This is a genomic window from Lysobacter sp. ISL-50 (assembly GCF_018612875.1).
Classification (GTDB): Bacteria; Pseudomonadota; Gammaproteobacteria; order Xanthomonadales; family Xanthomonadaceae; genus Lysobacter.
The window spans coordinates 34,177-51,246 of record NZ_JAGGRI010000037.1; the positions used below are offsets into that span (position 1 = coordinate 34,177).

The following is a 17,070-nucleotide window of genomic DNA, read 5'->3' on the forward strand; positions in this document are numbered from 1 at the left end:
CGTGTCCTGCCGACGTTCCCGCTGTCTGGATAAGTCGTTCGTCCGCGCGCCCACAGCTCCTGGCACGCCCCTTTCATGACCAAATACGCAGTTCGATCACAAAACCGGCCGCCTTTGTCGCGACATTGCGTTAAGCAAGGTCATGGCGCCCGCTGCGCCATGCCCGAGCCGATCGGACCGGCCCCACCCGCCGTGCGCGGAGGGGCCGAGCGGTGGCCCGGGATTTTCGTCCGCAAGCGCGCACGGCGCCCGGAACCATTCTCTGGGGGAAGAGATGACAGAAGTATTCGTAGGACAAATCATCACAGTCGGCTTTGCGTTCGCGCCCAAGGGATTCGCGACCTGCAACGGCCAACTGTTGTCCATCGCGCAAAACCAGGCCCTGTTCTCGCTGCTGGGCACCCAGTACGGCGGCAATGGCACGACCAACTTCGCGCTGCCCAACATGCAAAGCCGCACGCCGGTGGGCTCCGGCCAGTCGGCCGACGGCGGCTGGAACCCGTCGCCGTACAACATCGGCGAAGCCGGCGGCGTGGAGAACGTCACCCTGCTGACGCCGCAGTTGCCGACCCACAACCACCTCATGTCCGGCATCACCGCCGCGGCGACCACCCGCAGCCCGCGCGATGCGCTATACGGCAACGACACCTCCGCGATCTACGCCAACATCGGCGGCCCGCAGGTCCCGCTGGGTCAGAACACGCTCGCGCCGGCCGGCAACACCCAGCCGCATTCCAACATCCAGCCGTATCTGACGATCAACTTCTGTATCGCGTTGCAAGGCATCTATCCGTCGCGCAACTGACGCCACGCCATCGACGCGCAACCGCGTCCGCGCCGACCGCGATCCACTTGCACGATCCACTGTTTACGGAGTTCATCTCATGAGCCAACCCTTCGTCGGAGAAATCCGCCTATTCGCTTTCGGCCGCACGCCGACCGGCTGGTTTGCCTGCAACGGCGCCGCGGTATCCATCGCCGAGCAAGAGGTGCTGTTCACCCTCATCGGCACCACTTACGGCGGCGACGGCCAAACCACTTTCAACTTGCCCGACCTGCGAGGCCGCGTGCCGATCCACCAGGGCACTGGCCCCGGCCTGAGCAACTACGTCATCGGCCAGAGGTCGGGCAGCGAGTCGGTGACCCTGATCGGCAATCAGATGCCGTCGCACACCCACACGCTGTTGGCGACCACCAGCGCGGCCACCGCCAACGCACCGGCGCCGAATCTGCAACTGGGCGCGTTGAGCGGCGACACCATGTACGTCACCGACATTACCGGGTTGGACCCGATTCCGATGGCGGCCAACTGCATAAGCTCGGCCGGCAACAACCAGCCGCACGGCAACACGATGCCCACGCTGACGGTGCAGTACTGCATCGCCTGGGCCGGCATCTTCCCGTCGCAGTCCTGATCCCATTCGCCCGGTCCCAGGCCAGCGCGCCACGCGCGCGGCCCAGACCCGATTCAAGAGGACACACCCATGACTGAGCCCTTCATCGGCCAGGTACAGATCTTCGGTTTCAACTTCGCCCCGCGCGGCTGGGCCGCCTGCGCCGGCCAAACCCTGCCGATCCAGCAGAACACCGCCTTGTTCGCGCTGCTCGGCACCCAGTACGGCGGCAACGGCCAGACCACGTTCCAGTTGCCGAACTTCGTCAACCGCGCCGGCTGCGAACAAGGCCAGGGCCCGGGCTTGACGGATCGCTCGATGGGCGAGACTTTCGGCTCCAACAGCGTCACCCTGACCACCAACGAAATGCCGGCGCACACCCACATCGTCCAGCTCTACGGCCAGAACGACACCGGCAAGCGCGCCGGCTCGCCGAGTTCGGGCAACAGCCTGGGAACGCCGGCGAGCTTCGCCTTCGCCACGGGCACGCCGAACACGTCGTTCTCGCCGACGACGATCCTGCCCACCGGCAGCAGCCAGCCGCACGAGAACCGACAGCCCTACCTCGCGATGAATTTCTGCATCGCGCTGCAGGGCATCTTCCCGGCGTTCGGCTGAGCCTGTGCACGCCTTGAAGTCCCCCCCGCCGCCGCTCGCGTTTCCCGACGCCCGCGGCGACGACTTCGAGCTTCCCGCGTCCCTGAGCGGACGCGGGATCGGCCTGCGCTCGGCGCGGGCGCACGACATCGATTGGCTGCGCGCCCTGTATCGCGCGCAGCGTGCCGACGAATTCGCACCGATGGGCTGGCCGCCGCAAGCCTTGCAGGCCTTCCTCGATCAGCAGTTCACGATGCAGCACCTGCATTACGTGCGTTATTACGAACGCGCGGATTTCATGGTGGTGGAACGCGAAAGCACGGCGGTGGGCCGAATCTATCTGCAACGCACCGCGCCGGAGCATCTGCTGGTCGATATCAGCCTGGACGAATCCGCGCGCGGCAGCGGCATCGGCGCGGCGCTGATCGTATGGGCGCAGGACGAGGCGCGCGCGCTGGGACGCGGCATGCGCCTGCATGTGGAACACGGCAACCATGGCGCGCGGCGTCTGTACGAACGGCTGGGCTTCGTGGTCGTGGACGCGATGCCGACGCATGCGTTGATGCGCTGGGAATCGGATATGCGTTGAGTACGCCGGCGATCGATCGCCGGCAAGGCGTGGCCGCGGCCGCGCGCGAGACGATTGCGCGCCTGGATCCGCGCACGCGGTGGTCATCGATGAAACCCCGCGAACAAGCCGATCCGCCGATCGGCCCGATCCGCTCTCAGTTGAAGATCGCCTGGTAAAGAAAACCGTCGCGTTCGCGCGCGACCGGCACCAGGAAAATGCCGACCTCGCCGATCGAATCGTGGCGCATCACATAGGTCTGCTGCGGAAACAGAAACGCCGAAGCATTGCGGAACAGCAGCGAGAACGGCGCTCGCGCGGCCTGCTGCGGCCGCGTGCTCAGCGCGCGCGCCTCGACCAGCACGAACGGCACCTCGCTGTCGTTGAGTTGCGCCGAGTAGGTCTCGTTCACATGCCCGGCGAAGTGTTCCAGCGTCAGCAATTCCATCGTTCAGGGCCTCCCCAAGCCGAGGCCGCATCGTCGTCGCGCCGGCGGCAAGATGCAAGCCCCCGGCGTGAATCTGCGATGGATTCGGCCAATCCGCCGTCGCTTGCCGCACGCTGGGCGCCTGTGCGCGCATACGCGCGATGGCGACGCGCATTCGTTCGCCGCGGGAGGGTTCATCGCGAACATGCCGGCGGCGGGCATCGCACCGCCCCGGCTCCGGCCGCCGCGCCGCAAGCCCAGTGCGGCCGGCGGCGACCGGAGCCGCCGACATGCGGGCGTCCCTGCCCGCTCCGACTTTCATCACTGACGAGGAGATGAAAGGCGTCCTGACTCGAATCTCTCCGAACGGGCCGTGCCCGCCGGTTTCGGTCCGTACCGGGCCGCGACGCCGCAGGCGGAAGACCTGCGAACGCCGCGGACCGGCCGACACCGGGGATCGCGCAATCCTCGTCCCGATCCGCGGCTGACGCGCCGGCATGATCGGCCCGGCCATCACCACGACGAGAGGGCCGGCGAAACGGCCGCGCATCGCGCGGACCGGTCCGAAACACTGCGTATCGGCTCGCGCGCCCAGCGCCCGAAGCCGTCCCCTACCCCTTTCCGAGGGGTACCGGTAGCGCCGCCGCGGTGCGCGCGGCGGCGGCAAGGTGAGCGGCCGTTACAAGGCCGCGGCTGCCGTCGCCGGCAGGCTGCGTTCGCGGATCGAAGTCACCGCAACCACCGCTTCGGCGCTGTCCTGGCCGGCATGCACGCGATAGGTATAGGTGTCGACGCCGACGAAGTCCGGATCGGGCCGATAAGTGGCGCGACCGTTCTCGATCGTGACCCGGCCATGGCGCGGCGCCACCGCCAGGCTGTAGCTCAGCGCATCGCCGTTGCCGATCGAACCGCGCAGGGCGATGGTCGAATCGGCGCCATCGACGCTGTTGGTGACCAGATCCGACGCGGCCAGCGGCTCGTAACGGCGCAGACGCGCGAGATCGCGCTCGATCGGCGCCAACGCGGTGTCGATGCCGCCATCGCGCGAGACGTGCGAGGCGGTATCGGCGGCTTGCGATCGCAGCGGCTGCGCCGCTTGCTTGCGAACATCGTCCGACTGCGGGGCACCGGACGCACCGGCGACCAGCGCGGCGAGCGCCAGACTCAGTACGAAGGGCCCCTGGATACTCTTGTACGGCATGCCAACTCCTTCTGGGTTGCAACGGATGGGGGATTCCGGACCGCGCGTCCTTGCGCCGACCGCTCCGCGGTCGAGGTCCTGAGAGGGTCCGGACCCGCTTGCGACGTCCTGTCGTCAACGGGAAAACATGATCGCAGCAAGGTGTCGCACAGGCCGAGATCAGGGGCGACGGCGATCGAAAAAATCGTCTTCGAACAGGCCGATTTCAGGGCGAAGAAAACGCCGCTGGGAAGCTTTCTCGCGCCCACGAAAAAGCCCGCCGAAGCGGGCTTTTTGGCGACACGATCGCAATGCCTCGACGCATCGCGTCGAGAACGCGGCGAGGCTCAGTACTTGCCCATGAAATCGCGCTTGCCGATCTCCACGCCGTTGCCGCGCAGGATCGCGTAAGCGGTGGTGACGTGGAAGAAGAACTGCGGCAGGCCGTAATGGATCAGATAGTCCTGGCCGCCGAAGCGGCGTTCCTTCGGCGTGCCCGGGCGCAGCACGATTTCGCGATCCTGCGCGCCTTCGAACAAGGCCGGTTCCAGGCCGTCGATGAAGGCCTGGGTCTTGGCGATCAGCGCCTGCAACTCGGCGAAGCTGCGCTCGCTGTCGTCGTACACCGGCACATCGACATCGGCCAGGCGCGCGCTGACGCCCTTGGCGAAATCGCATGCGATCTGCACTTGGCGCAGCAACGGGAACATGTCCGGGAACAGGCGCGCCTGCAGGTAGGCGTCCGGATCGATCTTGCGCTCGCCGGCGTGGGCCTGCGTGCGGGCGAGGATCTCGCTCAGGCTGCCGAGCAGTTGCTTGAACACCGGAACGCAGGCGGAGTGAATCGAAAGGGTCATGGCGACATCGTCAGCGGAGGGAAGCGCCCATGGTACGACGCGGCGCGCGGTCGCAGACGAAACGCCCGTCTTCGCAAGACCAACGACCTCGCCGCGCGCGCCGTCGCCACCGGGTTCACTGCGCCTTCTTCGCGCCCCGCCGCGGCCTGGCCTGCTTCAATGCCGCCGCCCAGCGCTGCGCGCCGGCGCCCTGGTCGCCCCAGGTGTCGTCGGGATTGGCCAGGCGGCAACGATCCAGCGACAGGCAGCCGCAGCCGATGCATTGGTCCAGGGTGTCGCGCATCAGGCTGAGGTTGGCGATGCGTTGTTCGAGTTCGTCTTTCCACGACGCCGACAGCCGCGCCCAGTCCGCGCGCGAAGGCACGCGCGAGTCGGGCAAGGTGTCGAGCGCTTCGCGGATCGTCGCCAGCGGCATGCCCACGCGCTGGGCGACGCGGATGATCGCGATGCGGCGCAAGGTGTCGCGGCCGTAGCGCCGCTGGTTGCCGGCGGTGCGCAGGCTGTGGATCAGCCCCTTGGCTTCGTAGAAATGCAGGGCCGACACCGCCACGCCGGAACGTTCCGCGACCTGGCCTACGCTGAGTTCTGCGGTGATGCTCATCGGCGCGCGCTCCCGGCATAAGGCGGATGCGGATTGAAGGTGCGGCACATTGGCGCTTGACCTCAAGCTACATTGAGGTTCTATCCTGGCCGCCATCCCCTCACGGCGTCAAGTCATGGCCCTCCACCACGCTGAGCCGCGCGCGTCCCACACCGCGCCCGCGCCGCCGCGAGTCAAGGCGGTGGTATTCGACCGCTACGGCCCGGCCGATGTGCTGCGCGCGATCGATCTGCCCATGCCGCAGGCCGGTCCGGGCGAAATCCGGGTGCGCGTGCGCGCCGCCGGCGTGCGTCCCGGCGATATCGCCCTGCGCCGCGGCCCGGGCGCGAACGACATTGGGCGCAACGATGCGCCGACCGCGTTTCCGCGCCGCCTCGGCAACGAATTCGCCGGCGTCGTCGATCAGCTCGGCGAAGGCGTGCGCGACGTCGCCCTCGGCGACGAGGTCATGGGCTGGGCCGCGGCGATGAGTTATGCCGAAGCCTTGACCGTGCCGGTCGCGCAGGTGGTGCGCAAACCGTTGACGATGTCCTGGGCCGTGGCCGGCGCCCTGCCCTCCACCGGCCAGAGCGCGCACGCCGCCTTGCGCGAGTTGCGGGTCGGCGCGGGCGACACGGTGTTGATCCACGGCGCCGCCAGCGGCATCGGCAGCGTCGCCGTGCAACTCGCGCGGATCTGGGGCGCGCGGGTGATCGCCAGCGCCGCCGCGGCCGATCACGATTACCTGCGCTCGCTCGGCGCGCATCCGGTGGGCGACGACGACGCCGGCATCGCGCAGGCGCGCGCGTTGGCGCCGCGCGGCGCCGATGCGGTGTTCGACGCTTGCGGCGAAGCAAAGTTTGCCGATTGGATCGGCTTGGGCGCGGACGCGGCGCGCATCGCCACCCTGTGCGATACCGAACAGACCCGTCGCCTGGGCCTGCGGACCGTGCACAGCCAGCGCAGCCGCGAGCGCCTGGCCGAACTGGCGAGCCTGCACGAACGTCACGGCCTGCTGGTGCACGTGCGCGAAATGTTTCCGCTGACCCGCGCCGCCGAAGCCCATCGCGCGGTCGAACGCGGCCCGGCGCGCGGCAAAGTGGTGCTGATGGTCTACGAGGCCATGCCGCTGCCGTCGCTGAGGTTGAGCGCGTGAACGCCGATGCGTTCGATCGCGCGCGGCCGCTCGACGCGTCCGCCGGCCAGACCGAAACAACCGCGCAGTCCGCTGCCCCAGGCGCTCCAGCCCCGACACCCGACGAAAGCACGCTGGCGCTGCGGAGCGGTCCGGTCGCGGCTGGAGCGCCTGGGGCAGCGAATCGCACGCATGCGACGCCGCCATCGCCGATCCGCGATGATGACGCCCCTGCTTCGCCACGGCCGCGCGATCCGATGACCCAAGCCGACGCTCGCGGCCCCGACGACACACGGCCCGAAGCCCCAGCGACACAAGACTTCGCAATGAATGCAGCCACCGACACCGCGCCGGACAGCGCGAACACGGACGCAACCGAACACACCAGCCTGTTCGCGCCGCGTTACCGCAGCCTGACCACCGGCGCGGTCGCCCTGGTCGCGCTGGTCGCGTTCGAAGCGCTGGCCATCACCACCGCCATGCCCACCGTCGCGCGCGCGCTCAACGGCCTGCCGCTGTACGCGCTGGCTTTCGGCGGCACCCTGGCCGCGAGCGTGATCGGCATGGTCGCCGCCGGCCGCTGGGCCGACGCGCGCGGGCCGTCCGCGCCGCTGGGCCACGGCATCGCCTGGTTCGCGGTGGGTTTGATCGCCGCCGGGCTGGCGCCGTCGATGGGCTGGTTGATCGCCGGCCGCGTGGTCCAGGGCTTCGGCGGCGGATTGATTTCGGTCGCGCTGTACGTCGTGGTCGGACGGGTTTATCCATCGCAGTTGCGGACGAAGATTTTCGCCGCCTTCGCCGCCGCCTGGGTGGTCCCGGCGGTAGTCGGCCCGGCGATCAGCGGCGCCATCGTCGAACACGCCGGCTGGCGCTGGGTGTTCCTGTCGGTGCCGATCGCCGCCGCGCTCGCCGCGACGCTGGTGTTGCCGGCGCTGCGCGGACTGGGCCCGTCGGCCGCGGCCGGCGGCGGGCCGTCCAACGGCGAACAATCCACGCGCCTGCTGTGGGCGCTGCTGACCACCGCCAGCCTGCTGGCCCTGCACTACGGCGGGCAACAGCGCGGCTGGACGGCGCCGCTGTGGCTGCTGCCGGCCACCGCCGCGCTGGCCCTGGCCGCGTCGCGGCTGTTGCCCAGCGGCACCCTGCGCGCCGCGCGCGGGCTGCCGACCGTGGTCACGCTGCGCGGCATCGGCTCGGGCGCGTTCTTCCTGACCGAGGCCTACATCCCCTTGCTGCTGTCGCAGGAACGCGCGCTGTCGCCGACCTGGAGCGGCCTGGTGCTGACCCTGGGCGCGGTGGGCTGGTCGTGCGGCGCGTGGTTCCGCGGCCGCACCACCGATGCGCGCAAGCCGCAGCGGTTCCTGCAGGCCGGCATGGCGATGGTCGCGCTCGGCATCGGCGCGGTCGCCACGCTGATCGCGCCGCAGACGCCGCTGGCGCTCGGCATCGCCGGCTGGATTCTCGCCGGCCTGGGCATGGGATTGTTCTATCCGACCTTGTCCGTGCTGATGCTGGAGCTGTCGCCGCCGGAGCGGCAGGGCGTCAATTCCTCGGCGCTGCATCTGGGCGACGCCATCTACACCGCCACCGCGCTGGCGATCGGCGGCTCGCTGTTCGCCGCCTTGCTGAGCCGCTCGCACACGATGGCCTACGTGTGCGGATTCGCCATCGCCATGACCTTGGCGCTGTCGGGATGGATGCTGGCGGCGCGGGTCAGGCCGCGCGCCTAGGGCGCGGTCTGGGTCGCCTGCGGCGAGGCCAGCGCGCGTTGCGGCGCGGCCTGCGCCAGACGCTGATACAAAGCCACCACCTGCTCCATCAGCCCCTGCGTGCTCCAGCCGCCGGCATCGACCGGCCCGGCCGCGGACAACTGCGCACGCAACTGCGGCGAACGCAGCACCCGGGTCACGTGGCCGGCGAAGGCTTCGATGTCCTCTTCGCTGATCACCGCGCTGTGCGCGTCGCGCAGCACCGTCGCGGTGCCCATGACCGCGGTCGATACGATCGGCACGCCCAGCGCCATCGCTTCGATCAGCACCAATCCCTGCGTTTCGGTCGGCGAGGCGAACACGAACGCATCGCCGGCGCGATAGGCGTCGAGCAAGGTCGTGCGCCGGTCGAGATTGCCGAAGAAACGCACGTTGCGCTCCAGGCCGTAATCCTTCGACAGACGCTTGAGGCGCTCGGCGTCCGGGCCTTCGCCGGCGATGATGAACATCAGCTCGGGAAAATCCGCGAGCAGGCGCTTGGCGACCTGCAGCAGGAAGGCGATGTTCTTTTCCACCGCCAGGCGGCTGACCGTGACCAGGGTCGGCCGCGACGCATCGATGCCGTGCTCGGCGCGGAAGCGCGCGCCGTCGCCCTGCGCGAACTCGCTCAGGTCGATGCCGGTCGGCAGCACGGTCGAAGGCGTGGTGATGCCGTAGCGGTTCAACACCTCGACCATCTGCGCGGTCGGCACGATCAGATGATCCACGCCGTGACACAGGAACCGCGACAGCCGCCGCGCCACCAGCCGCAACAGCGCCACCGGCGCCCACGGCAGGTAGTGGCCGATGTATTCCTCGAAATAGGTGTGATACGTCTCCACCGTCGGCCGTCCGCTCAGCTCGGCCAGCTGCACGCCCAGGCGATGGGCGCGGAACGGGGTGTGGATGTGGATGACGTCCCAATGCCGCGAGGTCAGCTGCGGCAGCACCCGGCGCAGCTCCGGCGCGCGGATCAGGCGGTCTTCCGGATCGAAGAAGATCACCCGCGAATCGAGGCGGATGATCTCGAACTCGCCGCTGTCGTGCAGTTCCTGGCCGCTGCCGGGCCCGTAGTCCGGCGCCACCAGGGTCACCGAATGCCCCATGCGCGCCAGCGACTGGGCGAAAGTGCGGATCGAGGTCGAAACGCCGTTGACCCGAGGGAAGTACACGTCCGACAGCATCAGGATGTTCATCCGGCCAGCCTAGGCCCGGGGCGTGACCGATTTGTGTCTGGGCCTGCGGCCCCTCACCCCAACCCCTCTCCCGCAAGCGGGAGAGGGGCCTCGCAGATGCCGAATACTGTGTTTCTAGCCCCTCTCCCGCTTGCGGGAGAGGGGTTGGGGTGAGGGCCGCAGGCAAACCGGCGTAGTTGCATAAGCCACCCCGCATTCACACCATAGGCCACCCCGCATCCCGAACGAAAATGCCCTTCTCCGCCGATTCGACGTCCCACACTCCCTGCGACGCCCCGCCGCCGCGCCGCTTCCGCCGCTGGCTCAAGCGCGCGCTCGCCGCGCTGCTGCTGGCCTGGATCGCGATGGGCGTCTACCAGGTCTACAAGCCGCTGCCGGCCGGAGTCAGCCAGTCCGGCCCGTTGCGCACCGCCGGCAACGTCGAACTGCTGACCGACATCACCTGGACCGACGCCGGACAGGTCCGCCACAGCGATCAGCACGTGTTCGACGAAACCCTGCGCCTGATCGGCCAAGCCCAGCGCGTCGTGGTCGCGGACCAATTCCTGTTCAACGATTTCGGCAGCGAAAGCGGCGGCGCGCGGTACCGCAAGCTCAGCCAGGAACTGGCCGACGCGTTGATCGCGCGCAAACGCGCGCAGCCCGGGCTGCACGCGGTGCTGATCACCGACCCGATCAACACCGTCTACGGCGGCCTGGCATCAAAGCGCCTGGACGCGCTACGCGCGGCCGGGGTCGAGGTGGTGATCACCGATCTGCGCAGCCTGCGCGCGCCGAACCCGGCCTGGTCGGGCCTGTGGCATCTGTGCTGCAGCTGGGCCGGCAACAGCGACGCCGGCGGCTGGCTGCCCAATCCGTTCGGCCCGGGCAAAGTCGGCCTGCGCAGCTGGCTGGCGCTGCTGAACCTCAACGCCAACCATCGCAAGACCCTGATCGTCGATCAGGGCGAAGACTGGACCGCGCTGGTCGCCTCGGCCAATCCGCACGACGCCAGCAGCCTGCACGGCAACCTCGCGCTACGCTTCAGCGGCACCGCCGCGCTGGACCTGCTGGCCAGCGAGCGCGCCGTCGTCGCGCTGTCCGGAGGCGCATGGCCGCAAGGCCTGCCGACCGCGGTGCCGCGCGAAAGCATCGTCGATACCACCTCGGCGCCGCGCGTGCAGATCCTCACCGAAGGCAAGATCCGCGACGGCCTGCTCGCCGCGATCGACGGCGCCCACGGCGGCGACCGGCTGGACATCGCGGTGTTCTACTTCTCCCATCGCCGCCTCGTCGATGCCATGGTCGCCGCGCACAAACGCGGCGTCGGCGTGCGCGTGTTGCTCGACCCGAACGAAGACGCCTTCGGCCGCAAGAAGAACGGCGTGCCCAACCGCCAGGTCGCCGCCGAACTGCACGAGGCCGGCGTGCCGCTGCGCTGGTGCGACACCCACGGCGAGCAATGCCACGCCAAACTGCTGCTGCGCAGCGACCGCGACGGCAAGATCGAATTGATCGCCGGCTCGGCCAACTACACCCGCCGCAACCTCGACGACTACAACCTGGAAAGCAGCGCGCGCGTGGTCGCCGAAGCCGACGCGCCGGTCGCGCGCAAGGCCGCGGCGTATTTCGAGCAAAGCTGGAGCAACGGCGGCGGCCGCAACATCAGCACCGACTACCCCGCCTACGCCGACGAATCGGCGTGGCGCAAGGTCTGGTATCGCTTCAGCGAGGCGAGCGGATTGTCGAGTTTCTGATGGCGCCGCTCACTGGGCCCGCGGCGTCTCCCAGATCGGCCATTCCCGCCTGCTTCAAGGCCAAGATCAGCCGCGCCCAGTGCACCGAGTGTCCGGCGTCGGCATGCCCGGCGCAGAACTCGGCGAACTCGTACCAAAACCGCATGTAGACCATGATCGAATCGCGATCGGACACGGTCGCCGATATGTCCATGGCGCGCTGATAGTTGGCGAATATCTCGCGCGCTTCGCGCTCGTGATCCGAGCTGGACGAACCCTTCGGACTGGCCAGCAGCAACAGCCGCAGATCGGTCGAGTCCACGTCGTTCCAGAACTCGCAGGCTTCCTTGCGCCCGCGCAGTTTCTCTTCGCAGATCGCCACCATCTCGGCGTAAGCGACATTGCGACGCCGGTAGGAGCTGATGTCGTTCATGTCGGGCAGGTTCTTGCCCAGGCTGTCGGCGATGATGATCGCGCTGAGCACCTTCTGCGCCCACTCGGCGCTCAGATCCTTGAACAGGTCGCGCTCGGGCCGGCGCGCCGGCTTGCCGGTTTTCTCGCGAAGATTCTCCAACGCGCTGTCCAGGCCGCGGAAGGTGCCGTACACAACGTCCTGCAAAGCCTCTATCTGCGCCTGCGGCTGGCCCTTGCGGCGCAGGAACCAGCGCCGGCAGTAGGTGCCGTAGAAGAACCAGACACCGGCGCTGTTCTCGAAGGTCGCGTAGTCCTTGAGCCTGGCCATCGCCGCATTGCCCTCCTGGATGCTCTGCCCGGGATCGCGCAATGTCAGCCGGGCGTGCGCGCGCCACAGCGCGGGCGGCAGCGACCTGCGCGCCCTGATCCGGTCCTTGACCAGTTTCAGCGCCAGGCTATACAGGCCCAGGTTCTCCAGCGCCGCGATCGCCGCCATGCACACGTCCTCGCCGGCCAGCCAGCGCCCGCCCTTTACCCGCGCGGTCAAGGCTTGGCGCATCGCCGCCAGCGCTTCGGGCGCGGCGCCCATCGCCGCCACCGGCAGGTCTTCGAGCCAGCATTGATACTCGCTGTCGCTGACGAAGCGGGCCGGAGTCAGCGCCGAATCCCGCCGCGCCACCGCGTAGTGCGCGTCGCCGTAGCACTGATAGGCGCCCCAGGTCGAAGTGCGCTCGCCATGCAGGCGATAGGTGAGTTCGCGCGCTTCGCGCACCGCCCGGATGTAGTCCAGTCCGCGCCCGACCAGCGCGCCGTAGAACTCTTCCGCGAAGCATTGCGCCGCCGCGTCATCGACGGCCCAACCGGCCGCGACCACGGCGCGGCAGCCGATGTCCATGAAACTGTTCGCCAGATTGCTCGCCAGCAAGGGCGCGTTCAAGGCGACGCCGGCCTGTCGGCCCAGATGGCAGCAGTTGATGAACACCACCTCCGGCACCTGGGCCACGCATTCGCGCACGTCCTCCGGCGTCAGCAGAATCAGGTGCTGGGCCGCGGCGGCCTGGCGTTCGCTGGAATCGCCGCGCTGGGCCGCGCCGTCGCCGTTCGCGAGCGGCCGCGAGGGCGCGCCGGCGCCGGTCTTGGACGGTTCCGAGCGCCGCGATTCCGACGCCAGCAGGCTGCCGATGACCATGCCGACCGCGGGCGTGCCGCCTTCCTCGCTCAATGGCGAGACATAATCGACGACGCCGTGGCCGGCGAAGTGAATGATCCGGTACGGCCGGCGCCCGAGTTCGTCGCGCACTTCCAGCGCGCTGGGCCGATCGAGATGGACGACTTCGAAACCGGCCGTGCGCAGCGCTTCGGCCACCACCGCCGCCTCGCGGCGCGCGCCCGGCAGCGGCGGCAGTCCCGACACCGCCGGCTCGCCGATCACCAGCGCGGTGTTCTGCACCACGCGTTCGCGGCTCACGTAACAGGTGCTATGCAACTGACGGATCATGCCCGACTGCACCGACAGCGGCGTTCGAGCGCCCGCGTCGGCCAATTCCCAGGGAATGCTCGCCGCGCCCTGATCCAGCCCCAGCAACAAGTCGTACTGCTCCAACGCGAAGCGCTTGAGGTCAAGCGGCAACAACTGGTGGAACAACACCCGGCCCAGGCTGGGATCGGTGCTGCGGCGCACATCGACCTCGCAAGCGTAGGCGCGAATTTCCGCGTTGTCGAAGCTGCGGCCGAAAATCGGCACCGCGGCCTGGATGCCCGGCAAGGAATAGCTCATGCGTCCGCCGCCGAGACTGCGGATCTCCAGACGCCGGATCGAGGCGACCGCATTGGCGCCGTCGCGCAGGCGCCGGCGCGCATCCGCGCGCCATTCCAGCTCCATTTCCGCTTCCGCCAGCTGGAAGCGCTCGCGGAATTCGGAGGTGGCCACGATCGCTTCGAGTTCGCTGACCAGTTCCAGGGCTTTGTCTTGATAGATTTCGATCAGCTCGATTTCGCCGATCACCCGCAACGCCGGCGCGCAGGCCGAACCGCGTCTTTCGATCAGCAGCTCTTGCGCGTCCTGCACGCCTTGCAGGATCGCGCGCGTGCATTCGGCCACGTTCATGCCGCTGAGCGAACTGCCGAGCAACACCAGACTGAAGGCGGTGCCGCCGCCGGCCACCGCGCTGTCGCCCAGCGCTTCGATGACCGCGGTGCCGTACCAATTGAGGATGCCGCGCCGCACCGCGCGGCGCAGCCCGCCCACGGTGAGTTCGCCCGGACGGCCCAGGCCGACCACGACCGCGTAAGGCGAACGCTTGTCCGGCGTCTTCTGTTCGCGCTTGAACACCTGGCTGCTGTCGATCTCGCCCGGATACACGCCCAGGTCGGCCGAACGGCGCAGCTGCCCGGCGTAAAGCCGGTCCAGTTCGGCTTCCGAGCCGCGCATGGTGTCGCCCAGGTAATGACCGACGATGATCGGATGACGGGCGAAGCGCAGGCCGCCGTGCACCGCGCGCAGCTTGATCGGCTGCGTGCCTTCCGGTTCCAGGCGCTCGGCCGGCATCGGGCTCATGCCCATCAGCGCGCGATAGATTTCCGCCGGCGCGGGCCGGTACGGCAGTTGCGAGGCGTCCAGACCCCGCGCCGGATCGCTGCTGTCCAGCAGCACGCCGCGGCGGCTCTCGCGGAAATCGCGGTAGTGCGTGGCAAGCTTGCTGGTTTCGCCGCGATCGAGAAGTTCGAAATAGCCCGCGAACGCCGCCTTGTACGCCGGCAGATCGCCATGCGACGCGTTGACGTAATAGGTCGGCACATTGTCGAGCACCCCCGAGGCGTAAGGCACGGTGCCGTCGCCCGGTCCGAGCACATAGCCGCCGGCCGCGTCGAGCTCGACGATGGTCGCGTCGCGCGCGCTCTCGGCGACGAAACCGGCGATGTAGATCGTGTTCTTCAGCGGCAGCGCCGACATCGACGCTTCCAGCATCCTTCGGCCGCGCGCGGCCGACGCCAGCGCGGCGGCATCCAGCGACGGCCGCCGCTCGGGCGCGATCGCGCGCTGCTCGAACAGGCGCGTCCATACCGCCTCGCTGGCCCAGTCCAGTCCCTGTACCGGCAGCAGTTCCAGGAACCCCGGAAAGCTCGCCGCGACCGACAACAGCTGCTTGCGGTCCTGCGGCAGCGAGATGCAGTCGATCATGCCGATGAGCTTGTTGTCGCCCATCAGCGCTTTGACCACGGCCAGACTGCCGCGATTGGGCGTGCCCAACATCAACAGGCGGTTGTTCGGCGAGGCTTCGAAACGCCGCTTGAGATCGGCATGGCGCGCGAACATCAGCCGCGCCACCAGTCCGCCCATCGAATGCGCGATCAGGCGCAGCGGCCGCGCGCTGCCCTCGGGCCATTGCTGGCGAATGCGCGCGGCCAGCGCGTCGGCGGCGATCCAGATCGGCTTGCGCCAGTCGTAGCCGGACGGCAGCACGATTTCGCCGCGGCGGCCGATTTCGTCCATCAGATCGCCGTAGGAATTCACCGGCCACGAATCCAGCGGCCCGCCCGGATAGACCAGCGCGCTGTCCTGCGGCGGATAAGGCTGCTCCTGCTGGTTCTGGCTCAGATGCAGCTTGGCGAAGCGGCCGAGGGCGAAATCGCGCAAATCCACCCACAGCTTTCCGTAGCCGCGCAGTTCCAGCGCCGAGCCCATGATGCCGGGCAGCACCACGTTGATCGGCGCGTCGTTACGCGGCGGCACCCGGTTGGCGATCAGCTCCGGCCGCGGCTGGATACGGTCGAGCGCCTGCAATCTGGCGTAATCGGCGGCATCGCCGATCAGGCCGGTGCTGATGCGCTGCAGCGATTCGGGATTGTCGAAATACTTGAAGTGATCGACCCGCTGGGTCTGGTGAAAGAAATAGCGAATTCCCTCGTTGCGCGGCGCGCCGCCGAACATGCTCGCGGTCGGCACCACCAGATCGTGGCGCTCGCCGAAGAAGCCGTCGCTGACCAGCACTTTGAGCCGATGCAGCACGCCGTGGCCGACGCAGTCGCCGCCGACGATGGTCAGCCGCTGATCCAGCGACGGCGGCGCATCGTTGAGCAACCCCGCGAGCGCGCCGACCGGGCTCATGGACTCGATCCCCGGCAGCAGTTTGCGGTCCAGCCGCTTCTTGATCACCGTGGCGATCAGATCGAACACGAAGTCGGCGACTTGCTGAGCGCCCTGCGGCACGGCCAGACGCAGCACGTTCCAGAAGATGCTCAGCCAGCGGTCGAGCCGGTTGCTGGCCAACCAGGTGCCGCGCACCGGCGTGGCCACGCGCACGTAGCGGGTGACGCGCACGCCCTTGTCGCGCAAGGTCCGCACCAGTTCGCGCAGTTCGTCGGCATCGGCCGGAAAACCGCGCGCATAGCGCTCCAGCTCGCGATCGCCGAACGGCACCTCGGCCTGGATCCGCGACAGCAGCTCGCCGACCAGACCGCCGCGCGAATACGCCAGCAAATGCAGTTCCTGTCCTTCCGGAAGCGCACGCGCCAGGTCCAACGCGTTGCGTACCGGACTTTCGCCCAGGGTGCAATGATCGAACGCCAGCATCGCCTCGCCGTAGCGGCGGCGCAGCGCCTCCAGCGTCGGCGCGCCGGCCGGTTCCCACAATCCGCCGAAGGAGCCGCGGGCGTTCGAGAAGAAGCCGTGCAGCATCACCAGGGCCGGCTCCGGGCTGCGCTCGCTCATGCCGGCGCTGGCGTAGGGCGTGCGTTCATCGGTGCGCCACAATCCCAGGCCGTCGCGGCCTTCGAGCGGACGATGGTCGATGCGTCTGGCCACCTCGCGCGCGATCGCGTCGGCGGCCATGTCCTTGACCGGCCCCAGCCAATCGTCGATGTTCACGTCCATGATGCGCAGCGCGTGCACCATCAGATCGCCGCCGCCGCGCTCCAGCGAAGCCTCGCTCTTCAGGCGCAGCGGCGAGCCGGTCGAACGCGACGCGATCTCGCCGTCCAATTGCGCCGGCAGGTCCTGCGAACCGGTGAACAGCGAAACGCCTTCGCCCAGGTCGATACCGACGATCTGCTCGCCGGCGGGCAGATTCACCGAAGCGGCGGCGAGGTCTCGGCGCGAACCGAACGCGATCGTCTCGGTACCGGCGACCTTGACATGGCGGTAACGCTGGTCGGGAATTTGCGCGGATACGGCGTCCTTTGCTGGATCGTTCGACATGGCGTCCTTCCTGATAGCCGTAGTGATCGATGACGGCACCGGCGCGGCCGGCGCGCTTTCGG

The 17,070-nt window shown here is 68.7% G+C and carries 13 protein-coding genes; 7 read left to right on the forward strand and 6 right to left on the reverse strand.

From position 1 onward, the window contains the following. Positions 1-274 precede the first annotated feature (274 nt). The 4 genes from J7J50_RS19475 to J7J50_RS19490 all read left to right on the forward strand — a co-directional run bounded on the left by J7J50_RS19475 (position 275) and on the right by J7J50_RS19490 (position 2,580). Positions 275-805 (forward strand): tail fiber protein, encoded by a 531-nt coding sequence (locus tag J7J50_RS19475; protein WP_215055497.1) that lies wholly within the window; start codon positions 275-277, stop codon positions 803-805. Positions 806-884: 79 nt separating this feature from the next. Beyond that, complete coding sequence (locus tag J7J50_RS19480) at positions 885-1,415, forward strand: tail fiber protein (RefSeq protein WP_215055499.1); 531 nt, start codon at positions 885-887, stop codon at positions 1,413-1,415. Between the two features lie 69 nt (positions 1,416-1,484). Continuing rightward, complete coding sequence (locus J7J50_RS19485; RefSeq protein WP_215055501.1) at positions 1,485-2,012, forward strand: tail fiber protein; 528 nt, start codon at positions 1,485-1,487, stop codon at positions 2,010-2,012. 13 nt (positions 2,013-2,025) lie between these two features. Beyond that, positions 2,026-2,580 carry a GNAT family N-acetyltransferase gene (locus tag J7J50_RS19490; RefSeq protein WP_215055503.1) on the forward strand — a complete coding sequence of 185 codons (555 nt, stop codon included), beginning with the start codon at positions 2,026-2,028 and terminating at the stop codon, positions 2,578-2,580. A 136-nt stretch (positions 2,581-2,716) separates the two neighbouring features. Here the strand turns inward: J7J50_RS19490 and J7J50_RS19495 are convergent, their stop codons facing one another. The 4 genes from J7J50_RS19495 to soxR all read right to left on the reverse strand — a co-directional run bounded on the left by J7J50_RS19495 (position 2,717) and on the right by soxR (position 5,624). Then, positions 2,717-3,007: a hypothetical protein gene (locus tag J7J50_RS19495; protein WP_215055505.1), complete on the reverse strand. Its 291-nt coding sequence runs from the start codon at positions 3,005-3,007 to the stop codon at positions 2,717-2,719. Positions 3,008-3,665: 658 nt separating this feature from the next. After that, on the reverse strand, positions 3,666-4,187 hold the full coding sequence (locus tag J7J50_RS19500) for an Ig-like domain-containing protein (RefSeq protein ID WP_215055507.1): 522 nt from the start codon (positions 4,185-4,187) through the stop codon (positions 3,666-3,668). A 326-nt stretch (positions 4,188-4,513) separates the two neighbouring features. Continuing rightward, positions 4,514-5,023, reverse strand: a complete 510-nt coding sequence (locus J7J50_RS19505) for a DUF1993 domain-containing protein (RefSeq protein ID WP_215055509.1) — start codon at positions 5,021-5,023, stop codon at positions 4,514-4,516. A gap of 115 nt (positions 5,024-5,138) precedes the next feature. Continuing rightward, positions 5,139-5,624 (reverse strand): redox-sensitive transcriptional activator SoxR, encoded by a 486-nt coding sequence (gene soxR, locus J7J50_RS19510; RefSeq protein ID WP_215055511.1) that lies wholly within the window; start codon positions 5,622-5,624, stop codon positions 5,139-5,141. Between the two features lie 115 nt (positions 5,625-5,739). Between soxR and J7J50_RS19515 the strand changes: the two genes are divergently transcribed. After that, positions 5,740-6,759: an NADP-dependent oxidoreductase gene (locus J7J50_RS19515; protein WP_215055513.1), complete on the forward strand. Its 1,020-nt coding sequence runs from the start codon at positions 5,740-5,742 to the stop codon at positions 6,757-6,759. Positions 6,760-7,064: 305 nt separating this feature from the next. Further along, complete coding sequence (locus J7J50_RS19520; protein ID WP_215055516.1) at positions 7,065-8,468, forward strand: MFS transporter; 1,404 nt, start codon at positions 7,065-7,067, stop codon at positions 8,466-8,468. Here the strand turns inward: J7J50_RS19520 and J7J50_RS19525 are convergent. Continuing rightward, the gene (locus tag J7J50_RS19525; RefSeq protein WP_215055519.1) at positions 8,465-9,682 is read right to left on the reverse strand and encodes a glycosyltransferase; all 1,218 of its coding nucleotides are present in this window, start codon (positions 9,680-9,682) and stop codon (positions 8,465-8,467) included. The two genes, J7J50_RS19520 and J7J50_RS19525, sit on opposite strands and share 4 nt — an antisense overlap. 230 nt (positions 9,683-9,912) lie before the next feature. Between J7J50_RS19525 and J7J50_RS19530 the strand changes: the two genes are divergently transcribed. Beyond that, on the forward strand, positions 9,913-11,418 hold the full coding sequence (locus J7J50_RS19530) for a phospholipase D-like domain-containing protein (protein ID WP_215055521.1): 1,506 nt from the start codon (positions 9,913-9,915) through the stop codon (positions 11,416-11,418). On the opposite strand, the gene J7J50_RS19535 is transcribed toward J7J50_RS19530, so the two are convergent. Beyond that, positions 11,387-17,008, reverse strand: coding sequence for a CHAT domain-containing protein (locus J7J50_RS19535; RefSeq protein WP_215055523.1), 5,622 nt, complete (start codon positions 17,006-17,008; stop codon positions 11,387-11,389). The two genes, J7J50_RS19530 and J7J50_RS19535, sit on opposite strands and share 32 nt — an antisense overlap. Positions 17,009-17,070 lie beyond the last annotated feature (62 nt).

Bases quoted from the DNA above. Each gene is read 5' to 3' on its own strand.
- J7J50_RS19475 (WP_215055497.1), top strand. From the start codon at position 275: ATGACAGAAGTATTCGTAGGACAAATCATCACAGTCGGCTTTGCGTTC.
- J7J50_RS19480 (WP_215055499.1), top strand. From the start codon at position 885: ATGAGCCAACCCTTCGTCGGAGAAATCCGCCTATTCGCTTTCGGCCGC.
- J7J50_RS19485 (WP_215055501.1), top strand. From the start codon at position 1,485: ATGACTGAGCCCTTCATCGGCCAGGTACAGATCTTCGGTTTCAACTTC.
- J7J50_RS19495 (WP_215055505.1), bottom strand. From the start codon at position 3,007: ATGGAATTGCTGACGCTGGAACACTTCGCCGGGCATGTGAACGAGACC.
- J7J50_RS19500 (WP_215055507.1), bottom strand. From the start codon at position 4,187: ATGCCGTACAAGAGTATCCAGGGGCCCTTCGTACTGAGTCTGGCGCTC.
- J7J50_RS19505 (WP_215055509.1), bottom strand. From the start codon at position 5,023: ATGACCCTTTCGATTCACTCCGCCTGCGTTCCGGTGTTCAAGCAACTG.
- soxR (WP_215055511.1), bottom strand. From the start codon at position 5,624: ATGAGCATCACCGCAGAACTCAGCGTAGGCCAGGTCGCGGAACGTTCC.
- J7J50_RS19515 (WP_215055513.1), top strand. From the start codon at position 5,740: ATGGCCCTCCACCACGCTGAGCCGCGCGCGTCCCACACCGCGCCCGCG.
- J7J50_RS19520 (WP_215055516.1), top strand. From the start codon at position 7,065: ATGAATGCAGCCACCGACACCGCGCCGGACAGCGCGAACACGGACGCA.
- J7J50_RS19525 (WP_215055519.1), bottom strand. From the start codon at position 9,682: ATGAACATCCTGATGCTGTCGGACGTGTACTTCCCTCGGGTCAACGGC.
- J7J50_RS19530 (WP_215055521.1), top strand. From the start codon at position 9,913: ATGCCCTTCTCCGCCGATTCGACGTCCCACACTCCCTGCGACGCCCCG.
- J7J50_RS19535 (WP_215055523.1), bottom strand. From the start codon at position 17,008: ATGTCGAACGATCCAGCAAAGGACGCCGTATCCGCGCAAATTCCCGAC.